This window comes from Bradyrhizobium sp., assembly GCF_016213215.1.
GTDB lineage: Bacteria > Pseudomonadota > Alphaproteobacteria > Rhizobiales > Xanthobacteraceae > Bradyrhizobium.
Genome location: NZ_JACRAW010000097.1, coordinates 54,139 through 66,334, shown reverse-complemented (window position 1 = coordinate 66,334; position 12,196 = coordinate 54,139). Strand labels below are relative to the sequence as shown.

Sequence of the window (12,196 nt, the reverse complement as noted above, 5' to 3'; positions counted from 1 at the left end):
CGCCCTACTCCGCAGCCTGCGAAGACGCACCGGTCACGCCGATCGTCTGACCCGACGGGCTCGACTTGCGCGCCACGAAGCGATCGACGAAGTCATGGGCCAGGCCTGCCAGGCCGCGCGGCAGATAGAGCACGACCAGCACGAAGATCAGGCCGATGATGGCCTTCCAGGCTTCGGCAAAGCCCTCGGTCTCCGAGACCGTCGCCGAGATCACGTTGATGAGAATCGCCCCGATGCAGGCACCGAGGACCGATGAACGCCCGCCGACCGCGGCCCACACCACCATCGTGATTGAGAAGCTCAGGTCCATGAAGGTCGGGGAAGCGAACTCGGAAACGATCACGTAGAGCATACCGGCAACGCCGGCAATCGCCGCCGAAACCGCGAAGAAGAAGGTCTGGTAGGCCGGAACGTCGAAGCCGAGATAGCGTGCGCGGTTCTGGTCGTCGCGAACCGCCTGCAGCACGATGCCGGCCCGGGTCTCCACCAACAGGCGGACACCGACCAGCACCAGGCTGAGCGACACCGCGACCAGGTAGTAGGTCGCGGTCACGTACGGATCGAATTCGAGGCCGAAGACGTTAAACCAGCCGAGGTCGGTCAGGCCGTTGAAGCCATTGGTGACCGGCTGCGAGTCGATGACGACGAGCCGGACTAGCAGCACCAGTGCCAGCGTGATGATGGATACGAAGACGCCCGCGATGCGCTTGCGGAATACGATGGTGCCGAGCACGGTCGCGAGCAGCACCGGCAGGATCAGCCCCATGGCGACGCCGAACCACTGGCTCTGGAACGGCAACCAGAGGAACGAGGCCTTGGTGATGCAGCACAGCTCGGTCGGCGCGCCGGGCTCGGCGTTCCAGAGCATGAAGTCGGGCACCGGCTTGTCCGAACCTTGCTGCAGGCTTGTCGTGGAGGCAAGCTTCAGCGACATCGCGAGCATGTAGGCGCCAGCGCCGAAGAACAGCCCCTGCCCCAGGTTGAGAATGCCGGCATAGCCCCACGACAGCGCCACCGCGGTGCCGAGCATGCCGTACACGAGATACTTGGCGACGCGGTTGAGCCAGAACGTATCCATAGCCAGCGGCGCGAGCATGATCAAAATCACGAAGGCCGCATAAATCGCCCAGTCGATCTTCTGCTTCGACAGCATCTCAGCGTCCTTTCAGGGCGAACAGGCCCTTCGGCTTGAGGACGATGATGGCGATCACGACGCCGAACACGACCGCGCGCGCCAGGATGTCGTTGGTGGCGGCCGCCACCAGGCCGTTGATCTCGCCGAGGATGCCCGCCGAGAGCACCGAACCGAGCAGGCTGCCGACGCCGCCCATCACGACCACGAGGAAGCCATCGACCACCATCGACGTGCCCATGTCGGGGAAGACCGTCTTGAAGCCGGACATCATGACGCCGGCGACGCCCGCAAGCCCCGAGCCGAAAGCGAAGGTCAGCGCGTTGACGCGCGTCACGTCAATGCCGCACGCCGCCGCCATCTTCGGATTGCGGATGATCGCGCGCACCTGCATGCCGATCGAGGTGCGATAGATGATGAGCCAGGTGAGGACCGCAAGGATGGCGGTGACGATGATGATGAAGGCACGGTAGCGATTGATCTCGGCGGCGCCGATCGAGAGCGTGCCCTGCAGAATTTCGGGGACTGAAACGTTCTGCAGACCGGGGCCGAGTCCCGCGATGTGAATGCCGAAGAAGGACAGGCCGAATTCCAGACGCACTGCCTGCTGGATCAGGATCGCAATGCCCCAGGTCGCCAGCAGCGTATCAAGCAGGCGGCCATAGAGCCGCCGCACCACCACGCGCTCGATCAACAGCCCGAGCAGGGCCGTGACGATGAAAGCGAGCGGGATGGCGATGAAGACGTTGGCGCCGAGATAGATGCCGGACAGCACGGTCACATAGGCGCCGACCATGACCATTTCGCCATGGGCCATGTTAATCACGCCCATCGCGCCGTAGGTGATCGCAAGGCCTAGCGCGACCAGCAGCAGAATCGATCCGAGAGAAAGACCGATGAACAGTACTTCGAGCATGGCTTTGAGGTCCTGTCATCCACCGCGCGTGGAGCGCGGTGGATGCTGGTTTTCCAAGATCTGGTTTTCGACGATCAGGTCTTGAGCTTGCTGGAGTCGAGACCCTTGCCGGTGCAGAACAGGTTGGTCGGGGTCTCGCCGTAGGCAACGTAAGGCAGCGGGAAGATCGGCTCCTTGTAGGCGTCGATGATCTTGCCCTGTCCGTCCGCCTGCCACTGCGCGATGCGCGGCGTCATCCAGGTGTGCAGGTTCTCGGGCTCGATCTTCACATGGCCGTTTGGCGCATCGAACTCCTGACCCTTCACCGCTTCGCGGATCGCTGCGGGCGTGATCTCCGCTGCCTTCTCAACCGCCTGCTTCCACAGATAGACCTGGAAGTAGGAAGACTCGAGCGCGTGGTGCGTCACCGCCTTCGGATCCTTGACGAAGGCGCGATAGCGCTCGACGAAGGCCTTGTTGCGATCGGTGTCGATCGCCTGGAAGTACGGGAACGAGGTGAAGCTGCCAACGGCGTATTCAGCGCCCATCGCCGCAATTTCGATTTCCGAAGTCACCGTCGCGCAGATCGGCAGCTTGTCGTGGCTGAGACCCTGGTTCTTGTACTCGCGATAGAAGGCGACGACGGAGTCGCCGACCACGTTGGACAGCACCACGTCGCAGCCGGAGCTCTTGATCTTGTTGACCATCGAACCCCATTCGGAGTGGCCGAGTTCGAGATACTCGTCGGCGATCCATTGGCCGCCGTTTTTCTCGATCAGGATCTTGGAGACTTTCGCCATCTCGCGCGGATAGATGTAATTCGATCCGACAATGAAGAACTTCTTCTTGCCGAGGGTCTTGATGATCCACGGGATGAAGTTGGAAAGCTGCTGGTTCGGAACGGCGCCGGTGTAGACCACGTTCTTCGAGCACTCGAAGCCTTCGTAATACGTGGGATAGAAGTATAAGTTATTGCGCTTCTCGAACACCGGCAGCACGGCCTTGCGGCTGGCCGAGGTGTAGGATCCGAACACCGTCGGGACCTTGTCCTGGATAACGAGCTTGGAAGCCTTCTCGTTGTAGGTCTTCGGGTCGGAAGCACCGTCTTCGGCAACCGCGGTAATCTTCATTCCCTTGACGCCGCCTTTGGCGTTGATCTCGCTGATCGCCATCATGGTGGCATCATGCAGCGACTTCTCGATGATCGAGAGACCGCCCGTGAGCGAGAAGAGAACACCGACCTTGATTTCGCCTGCTGCAAGCGCCCCCTTACTGAATACGTAAGGCGAGGTGATCAATGCACCGCCTGCAAGCAGACCATTCTTGATAAACCTGCGTCTATCGACCGCCATATAGAGTCTCCCTGTGTCCAGACACACTTAGCCGTTCGCGCCGAAGCACGTTGTTTCGCGCCAAAAAATTCCAGATCAGATCGGGCCTCCGAAAACGCGAGCGCGTCGGCGGTGATGCACGATCCAGAAAACAAAAAAGCCCGACAGATCCTCACGGACCTCTCGGGCTACCTAGCCGAAGCCAAACCAGCAACATTGATGGTCCGGCGAAAATCGCGAGACGTCTTTTGTCCGGCGACTTGAAAAAACTAATCACCTTTCGGCCGGTATTGCAACAACTCATTTGCGTGGATGATTGCAGCAGCCATTTCATCCATCGACAGACGCTTCGACATCGCCTGACGTCTGATGCTTTCGTAGGCTTCCGCTTCGCTCAATCCTTGACCATCCATCAAGATGGCCTTTGCCTTCTGTATTCTTTGGATGCCGGCGAGCTTGCGTTCGAGCTTGCGAAGCCGCTTCTCGGCCTCGCGCCGCTCGAGCCAGTGGCTGCGCGCAATCGTCAGGTTGGTCAACAGACCGAACGGACGAATGGGGCGCTCGATGACCGCCATCGCGCCTGCTTCGAGAACAAATTGCAAGGTGGTCGGGTCTTCGTAGCTGACCACTGCGATCAAGGTTGGCCTCTGTCCACCGTCCGATTTGAGCAATCGCTGGATTTCGGCGCGCACATCATGCTCGATCGACAGGAACACGATGTCGGCGCCTTCGGCCCAGCCATCCGGGACCGGCCATTGCGTCTCCACCATGCAGCCGATACGGCGCAGATGCTCGACGAGTTTGGTGCGCTCGGTGTCCGGCGGATGCACGACGTGAACCCGCAGACCACGCAAGTCACGAAGGATCTGGATTGCCACGGTCCCGCTCCGTTCCGCTGCTCAAGATCTGAGCAGCGGCAGCTCATCCACTGACCAGTCGTCCAGGCTCTGGACGACACAGTAGGGATCAGGCTTCACCCGGACGCCGGGGTTCCAGACGATCTGGAAGCGGCCCGCTCGGTCGACGCGGGCGATGCGCGGCCAAAGGTAAGTGTGATTGTTCTCGGAGTCGATTCTCACCCGCCCCTGCGGCGCGTCGAACTCGGAGTCCCTCACGTTGACAAGCACCAGGTCGGGATCGTCGGAGCCACATTTCGCGACCGCCCGCATCGCCAAATGAACCTGGAAGTAAGCGGCCTCGGCTGCAGCCGTGACCGGCGCATCTGCGCCGTACTTGTTCTTGAAACTGCCGACGAAGCGCCGCGCGGCGACGGATGACAGCGTCTCGAAAAACGGCGCTGCCGTGATATGCCCTTCGGCAGCTTCCGCGCCCATTTCGGCCACTTCCGCTTCACTCGTCGTCAGACTCGCGATCGGCATCCGCGTAGGATCAAAGCCGGCGGCGCGATATGCCTTGTAGAGCGCCGCAGTACCACTGCCCACCACGGTTGAAAAGATCACGTCCGGCGAGGTCTTCTTGATCCGGTTGATGACCTTGTCGAAATCCTTTTCATCCGGATAGAGCGGGACGTAGATCTCGTCGAGCACCTTGCCCTTATCCTGGCTCACGAAATCCGCCATCAAGCGGTTGGATTCGTAAGGGTAAATGTAGTTCGAGCCGACGAACAGAAACCGGTTTCCGCAGGCCGAGAGCAGAAATTTCGCAAGCTGCAGCGAATTCTGATTGGGAGCAGCGCCAGTATAGATGCACTGTCGGGAATATTCGAACCCTTCGTAGAGAGTCGGATAGAACAGCAGTCCGCGATGGGCCTCCACAACCGGCAACACGGCCTTGCGCGTGCTCGACATGTAGCAGCCGAACAGCAGCCTGACCCGGTCGACCTGCAGCAGCCGCTCGGCAAAGGCGCGAAACTTCTTATGATCGGACGCCGGATCATACATCACCGGCTCGATGCGCCGGCCGAGCACGCCGCCGTTCGCATTGATCTCCTCGATCGCGAGCAGCGTCGCGTTAAGTTGCGTTCGCTCGATCGCGGACGTGACCCCCGTCTGCGAAAAGAGGACACCGACGCGCCAGTCCCCTGAATTGTCGTCCGACACCACCATAGCCGCAGGACACTAGAACATCCTCGATAATCATCTCAAGGCCTTCGAGCGCGCATTCTCTAGGCACCAGCTCCGCGCCAACCCGCTCCGACCGCTACCGCTCTACCTGGCTTTGGCGCGACTCGCCAAGTCGTATCAGTCGGTGAACACCACCGTCTTCCTTCCATTGAGGATTACCCGATCCTCAAGGTGATAGCGCAGCGCGCGAGCCAGCACCCGCCGCTCGATGTCGCGCCCTTTCCTCACGAGGTCATCCGCCGCATCCCGATGGCTGATGCGCTCGACGTCCTGGTCAATAATGGGCCCTTCATCGAGATCCGCGGTGACGTAATGGGCGGTGGCCCCGATCAGTTTGACACCGCGCTCATGGGCCTGGTGATAAGGCTTGGCGCCCTTGAAGCCCGGCAGGAACGAATGGTGGATATTGATGCACCTCCCGACCAACTGCCGTGACATCCAATCGGACAGGATCTGCATGTAGCGTGCCAGAACGACGAGCTCCGTTCCGGTATCTTCGATCAACTTCAGAATGTGTGCTTCCTGTTGCGCCTTCGTATCGCGGGTCACCGGCATGTAATGAAACGGCACATCGCCAAAATCCATCCCGTCAAAGACCTCGCGCGGATGATTGGCGACGATGGCGGTTGGCTTCATGCGCAGCTCTCCGATCCGCCAGCGATAAAGAATGTCGGCCAGGCAGTGGTCGAATTTGGAGACCAGCAGCATGACACTCCGCTTTTCCGAACGGTCGCGCAATTGCCAGGTCAGGTCGTAGCGTTTTGCGACGGCGGCAAATCCGTCCGAAAGCTTGCCGAGCGGAACTTCGGCCGTAGCAGGTCCGAACAGAACCCGCATGAAGAAGTGGCTCGTTTCGGCATCGTTGAACTGCTGGGCATCCATGATGGTCTGACCTTGCTCGAGCAGAAACGCGGTCACACCGGCGACGATGCCGGGGCGGTCGGGACACGACAAGGTCAGGACGAATTGCGTATGCGGCTGGTTACCCGACTGCGATTGGCTCATTGAACAGCCCCTATCGCAAGGATTTCACTGGCGGCGATTTGAAGTGAACAACACCTGATCATCTATTCTCGTAGCCCTTCAGACGACGCACAGACCGACTATGCAACTGACCGAGCGTGTGCTAGCCGGGACCGGCGTTCTTTTCTGAAAGAGACTAGAACATGCCCCTGGGCGACGTTGGAGGAAGGCCGGTGCGGCGCATCGGCTTTCTGCTGATTGAGAATTTCTCGCTGATGTCCTTTGCAGCCGCGGTCGAGCCGCTGCGTGCAGCGAACGTGATCACAGGGCGCCAGCTCTACAGCTGGTCCATTGTCGCGCCGAAGGCTGCCGGCGCAGCCACCTCAAGCGGAGCCCGGCTGGCGCCGGATCTCGCCCTTTCGGCCGCGGGCGCGGATCGCCGACGCTTCGACGACGTTTTCGTCTGCGCGGGCGGAAATCCGGCGACCTTCGTCGATGAGGCAACGTTCGCCTGGCTTCGCCGACAGGCTCGGCGAGGCACCCGCATGGGCGGCGTCTCCGGCGGGACGTGGATATTGGCCCGCGCCGGTCTCATGGCCGGTTACCGCTGCACCATCCATTGGGAGCATGTCGCCGCCTTTCGCGAGGCATTTGCGGAAATCGACGTGCGGCCCACGTTGTTCGAGATCGATCGCGACCGCCTGTCCTGCGCCGGCGGCATTGCTTCGCTCGACCTGATGCACGCGCTGATCGAGGCCGATTTTGGCGCCGAGCTTGCCCGACGCGTCAGCGAGTGGTTTCTTCAAACGTCGGTACGGACCGGCGACGGTTCGCAGCGAATGGAGCCCCCTGCCCGGTTCAACGTTCACAGCGCCCCTCTGGCGGCAGCGCTTGCCCTGTTGCAGCGCCGCTATACCGAGCCGATCGATGCAACGACCCTCGCGCAGGCGGTCGGAATTTCGACGCGGCATCTCCAAAGGCTTTTTCTCAGCCAGCTCGGGACCACGTTGGAGCGCCATCTTTTCGCGATCCGTCTTGACCATGCGCGCCAGCTGCTGCGCCAATCGACCTTGCCCGTGCTCGAAGTTGCACTTGCGTCCGGGTTTGTCAGCGCCAGCCATTTTTCGCGAGCCTACAAAACTCAGTTCGGGATCAGCCCGCGCCAGGAGCGGCAGAACCGCGCCGGCTATCGCAGCGGCACTCACTCATCTGGTCGAGATGACGCGAATTCCTTGAAGAAAGGAGAGATGGCATGAGCAAGAAATCCCAGGACGAGCAGGCTGTTCGGCTGGCACAGGACCCTCATGCCATTCGCGAGTCCCGCGAGAATAATCTCGAGCTTGCGATCGGACACGAGGTTCGTACTTTGCGCAAGAAGCTCGGCCTCACAGTCAGCGACCTTTCCAACGCGACCGGCATCTCACCAGGCATGCTGTCCAAGATCGAGAACGGCAACATCTCGGCGTCACTCGCTTCGCTGCAGGCGCTGTCGGGCGCGCTCGGGATCCCTCTCACCACCCTGTTTCGCAGCTTCGAGGAGCGGCGCAGTGCAAGTTACGTCAAATCGGGCGAGGGACTGCCCATCGAGCGACGCGGTACCCGCGCCGGACACCACTACAACCTGCTCGGGCACATCGACAACAACAGCAGTGGGGTGATGGTCGAGCCGTACCTGATTACGCTGACGGCGGAGTCGGACGTCTTTCCGACCTTCCAGCACGAAGGCCTCGAGTTTCTCTACATGCTGTCCGGCGAAGTGGTCTATCGCCACGCCAACCTGCTTTACCGGATGCGCCCCGGCGACAGCCTGTTCTTCGATGCCGATACGCCTCATGGCCCCGAGCAGCTCGTGCGGCTGCCGGCGCGCTATCTCTCCATCATCTGCTATCGCCGCAGTCAGGCGCCCTAGCCCGGCGCAGCACGGAGGCCGCCAAGTTTGCCTGGGCCATCACCGTCAGCACGCCGGGGTGACGGCAAGCCCGAACTCGGCCGCACTCTCTTCGATGAAATGCCAGAGGCTGCGCGCCAGGCTTCGGAATACCGCGAGCTCGAAGACCGAAACGTCGTTTGCGTCCTCTAACCTCCAGAGAATGACGCCAATGTGCGCGCAAGTGGTCCCGACCGAGCATCCCGGAACGAATACCCGGTCATGAAGATCAATCGAGATGCCCTTCGCCAGAACATCCCGCACGCGCGGACCGGTCAGCCTGAACACCACATAGCCGTCGGACTGATTGGTTACTGCGGCGGCATCCCCAAGCACTTCGGACAGCTCGGGCTCCAGCGCCGGACCAGTTTCGCGCTGAAACAGCCATGATCTCGGGCCGAGACCGATCAGCGCCGAGGCGCCCCTCGTCGCGCGCCGCGGGCCATCCGGCAATGACAGGGCATAGCGGTCTTTCAACCGGGCCGCGACATCCGCGCGCCGCCCCTTGTAAGCGATGACGGTTGCCAATTGCGGATGCCGCTCGCACGCGAGTACCCAGGCGCGGGATAGCTCCACCGACCCACACAATTCAGGAATGGCACTTGCCGGCCTCAGCACCAGCGGACCACGCTCAACCATGGAGACGCTCTCCCTTCGGATCGACGAATATGGGCGAGACGAGGTTGACTTCAATGTCGCCGTTCCGGACAGGATCGTAAGCCCGCATGCGCGTGCCGACCTGCGCCGTCCCGCCCTTCACCAGCGCCAGCCCGATCCAGGATCCGACGGTGGGCGAATAGACAACCGAAGTGACATAGCCCACGTCGTTCTCTGCCGTCGTGGCCGCGCCGAGCGCCAGCACGTGAGCTCCGGCGCGCAAGCGTTGCTTGGAATCCACGGGCTGCACACCGACAAGGGTCGGTCGATCGGAAGCAACAAGTGCCGGCCGCCCGGCCATGATCCGCCCGACATAGTCCTTTTCGGAAGAGGCCATTCGTCCGAGGCCAAGATCCCTGACGACGGTCTGACCGTTCAATTCGTTGCCTGCCACGTGGCCCTTCTCTACACGCATGACGCCGAGCGCCTCGGTGCCATAGGCGCAGCCACCGCGCCCGACCGCTTCGCGCAACAGCTCCCCAAGCAGGCTCTCGCCATAGCGTGCTGGAATGGCAATTTCGAACGCCATTTCGCCCGAGAACGATAACCGAAACAGCCGCGTCGGGATCTCGCCAAGCATGATTTCGCGGCAGGCGAGATACGGGAAGGAACCGTTGGAGACGTCCGCCGCCGTGCCGTAGATCGCCTGGATGACCTCGCGGGACCGTGGCCCGGCGACCGCATATTGTGCCCAGTGTTCGGTGACCGAGACCATCGCGATATCGAGCTCAGGCCACACGACTTGGTGGTAGAACTCAAGATGCTGCATGACCTTCCCGGCATTCGCCGTCGTGGTCGACATCACATAGTGCATGGGTCCGAGGCGCGCCGTGGTGCCGTCGTCCATGACAAACCCGTCCTCGCGCAGCATGATCCCGTACCGGGCCTTGCCGACGGGCAGAGTCGAGAACCTGTTGATGTAGACGCGATCAAGAAAGACGCCGGCGTCCTTGCCCTTGATATCGATCTTGCCGAGAGTGGAGACGTCGCAAACGCCGACCGCCAAACGGGTCGTCTTCACCTCGCGGATGACGCTGGTGAGCCAGTCCGTCTCGCCCGGTGCCGAGAACCATTGCGGCCGGAGCCACTGACCTGCATCGACCATGGTCGCGCCATGGCGCAGGGCCCAATCGTGCCCCGACACGTACCGTGTCGGCTTGAAATGCCGTCCGCGATGGCGGCCGGCAAAAGCGCCGATGGCGACGGGCAGATGCGGTGGGCGCGTGACCGTCGTCCCAACATCTTCCATCGGCCGACCGGTCAGTTCGGCCATGATCGCGTGGCCGACGACATTGCTCGTCTTGCCCTGGTCCGTCGCCATCCCGAGAGTCGTGTATCGCTTGAGATGTTCGACCGCGCGGAACCCTTCACGCCATGCGATCTCGACGTCCTTGACCGTGACATCGTTCTGCTGGTCGACAAACGACTTCCCGCGCCCGCCGGTCACGTGCCAGAGCGGCGCGACGGCGATCGGCTCGTCCTCTGCACGCGGCACATCCGGTGAAGCGGCCGCAAAGCCGCAGTCCTGCGCTGCGGCGGATCCAGCATCGTGCCCTGCGCGCAGGCACGCAGACAGTCCGTAGTCGCCTGAAACGGCGCCCGCTACGCGCATCCCCTCAGGAAGCGACCCGGGCACGAAAGTGGAGAGTTCAGGCGACCAGCGTGCGCGGCTGCCTTTGTGCGTGGTCAGGCCGACTTGCGGATTCCAGCCGCCCGATACGGCCAGACCGTCCGCCTCGATCCTGAGGAGGGAGCCGCCCTGCGCGACCTCGACTGCCTTCACGCCTGACGATCCACCAATCGCCCTCGTGACCTTCGCAGCCCTGAGCAGGCGTGCGCCTGAGCGCGCGAGCGGCGCCATAATGGAATCCGGCACTTCGCGCCGAGGGTCGACGACAGCGCTGACCTCAGCGCCGGCCGCGATCAGATCCTGCGCCGTCCGCCATCCGTCGTCGGTCGTCGTGAACACCACCGCTCGGCGCGCAGGTAACGCGGCGAAACGATTCACATATGTCCTGACCGCCGCCGCGAGCATGACACCCGGTCGGTCGTTGTCGGCGAACGCGATCGGCCGCTCAACCGCGCCCATCGCATTGACGCACCGCCTGGCGACAATGTGCCAAAGCCGCTGGCGGGGTACGCCCGGTGGCGGCGCCAGAAGATGGTCGGCAACCCGCTCGAGCGCTCCGTACGTTCCGCCGTCATACGTACCGAACACCTGGGTTCGCCTGAAGATGCGAACCTCCGGCATCGCGGCCAACTCGTCCTCCACTGACCTTGCGAATTCGGCGCCCGGACGGCCCTCGACTTCGACGCGCTCGGCAAGGAGCCGACCACCAAGGCGGAAGTCATCTTCGCACAGGATCACGCGCGCCCCGGCCCGCGCCGCCGTGCGCGCCGCCATCAGACCCGCAGGACCTGAGCCGATCACGAGCACATCGCAGAAGGCGGTGGCCTTTTCATAGGCGTCGGGGTCGGGCAAGCCGCTGGCGCGACCAAGGCCCGCCGCGCGCCGGATCAGCGGCTCATAGACCTTCTCCCAGAAGGAAGCCGGCCACATGAACGTCTTGTAGTAGAAGCCGCCAACAAAAAACGGTGAGAGCAGCTGGTTGAGCGACAGCAGGTCGAGTGCCAGCGTCGGCCAGCGGTTCTGGCTCGACGCGACCAGGCCGTCGAAGAGCTCGACCGTCGTCGCCCGCGTGTTCGGCTCGCGCCGAGTTCCGGTGCCGAGTTCGACCAGCGCGTTCGGCTCCTCGGCGCCGGCCGTGAGGATGCCGCGCGGACGATGGTACTTGAACGAGCGGCCGACCAGCTTCACGTCATTCGCGACAAGTGCGGAAGCAAGCGTGTCGCCGGCATGGCCGGCGTAGGACTTGCCGTCGAAGGTGAACCTCAACTGTTGGCTACGATCGATCAGGCCGCCGCTCCCAAGTCGGGTCATGATGCGCTCTCCATCGCGAGTACGGCACCTGCAATGTCATGCGTGCGCGTGTCGCGGGTCACGATCAGCCAGGACCGGCATCCGCTGGCGTGATACCATAGCTCGCGTAGCGGCCCGGCCGGGTTCTCGCGCAGATATACGTAAGTGTAGAACAGCTCCGATGCGTTCTCCGCCGCGGGATCGGGGCGCTTCGGCGCGGCGTCGCCGTGGTAAACGAATTCGGAGAGGTCTCGCGAGCCGCAATAGGGGCACGGGATACGCATGGG

Annotated in this window: 11 protein-coding genes; 2 read left to right on the top strand and 9 right to left on the bottom strand. The window is 62.4% G+C overall.

What is annotated here, in order from left to right; translation table 11 throughout:
• Positions 1–4 precede the first annotated feature (4 nt).
• From urtC to purU, 6 genes are all read right to left on the bottom strand, one after another.
• Complete coding sequence (gene urtC, locus HY852_RS16380; RefSeq protein ID WP_291605819.1) at positions 5–1,153, bottom strand: urea ABC transporter permease subunit UrtC; 1,149 nt, start codon at positions 1,151–1,153, stop codon at positions 5–7.
• A 1-nt stretch (position 1,154) separates the two neighbouring features.
• Entirely contained in the window at positions 1,155–2,048 is an 894-nt protein-coding gene (gene urtB / locus HY852_RS16375; RefSeq protein ID WP_291605818.1) for an urea ABC transporter permease subunit UrtB, read from the bottom strand.
• A gap of 74 nt (positions 2,049–2,122) precedes the next feature.
• Positions 2,123–3,379 (bottom strand): ABC transporter substrate-binding protein, encoded by a 1,257-nt coding sequence (locus HY852_RS16370; RefSeq protein WP_291605817.1) that lies wholly within the window; start codon positions 3,377–3,379, stop codon positions 2,123–2,125.
• A gap of 248 nt (positions 3,380–3,627) precedes the next feature.
• Positions 3,628–4,236 carry an ANTAR domain-containing response regulator gene (locus tag HY852_RS16365; protein WP_291605816.1) on the bottom strand — a complete coding sequence of 203 codons (609 nt, stop codon included), beginning with the start codon at positions 4,234–4,236 and terminating at the stop codon, positions 3,628–3,630.
• A gap of 21 nt (positions 4,237–4,257) precedes the next feature.
• Entirely contained in the window at positions 4,258–5,424 is a 1,167-nt protein-coding gene (locus tag HY852_RS16360; protein WP_291605815.1) for a transporter substrate-binding domain-containing protein, read from the bottom strand.
• Positions 5,425–5,559: 135 nt separating this feature from the next.
• Positions 5,560–6,447, bottom strand: a complete 888-nt coding sequence (purU, locus tag HY852_RS16355) for a formyltetrahydrofolate deformylase (RefSeq protein WP_291605814.1) — start codon at positions 6,445–6,447, stop codon at positions 5,560–5,562.
• Positions 6,448–6,608: 161 nt separating this feature from the next.
• Between purU and HY852_RS16350 the strand changes: the two genes are divergently transcribed.
• On the top strand, positions 6,609–7,661 hold the full coding sequence (locus HY852_RS16350; RefSeq protein ID WP_291605813.1) for a GlxA family transcriptional regulator: 1,053 nt from the start codon (positions 6,609–6,611) through the stop codon (positions 7,659–7,661).
• Positions 7,658–8,314, top strand: a complete 657-nt coding sequence (locus tag HY852_RS16345; RefSeq protein WP_291605812.1) for an XRE family transcriptional regulator — start codon at positions 7,658–7,660, stop codon at positions 8,312–8,314. The genes HY852_RS16350 and HY852_RS16345 overlap by 4 nt, the downstream gene beginning before the upstream one ends.
• Positions 8,315–8,359: 45 nt before the next feature.
• Here HY852_RS16345 and HY852_RS16340 read toward each other — a convergent pair whose 3' ends face one another.
• From HY852_RS16340 to HY852_RS16330, 3 genes are read right to left on the bottom strand one after another with little or no spacing between them, the layout of a single operon-like run.
• The gene (locus tag HY852_RS16340; RefSeq protein WP_291605811.1) at positions 8,360–8,971 is read right to left on the bottom strand and encodes a sarcosine oxidase subunit gamma; all 612 of its coding nucleotides are present in this window, start codon (positions 8,969–8,971) and stop codon (positions 8,360–8,362) included.
• Positions 8,964–11,930, bottom strand: a complete 2,967-nt coding sequence (locus HY852_RS16335; RefSeq protein ID WP_291605810.1) for a sarcosine oxidase subunit alpha family protein — start codon at positions 11,928–11,930, stop codon at positions 8,964–8,966. Before HY852_RS16335 ends, HY852_RS16340 begins: the two co-directional genes overlap by 8 nt.
• Complete coding sequence (locus HY852_RS16330; protein ID WP_291605809.1) at positions 11,927–12,193, bottom strand: sarcosine oxidase subunit delta; 267 nt, start codon at positions 12,191–12,193, stop codon at positions 11,927–11,929. The genes HY852_RS16335 and HY852_RS16330 overlap by 4 nt, the downstream gene beginning before the upstream one ends.
• Positions 12,194–12,196 lie beyond the last annotated feature (3 nt).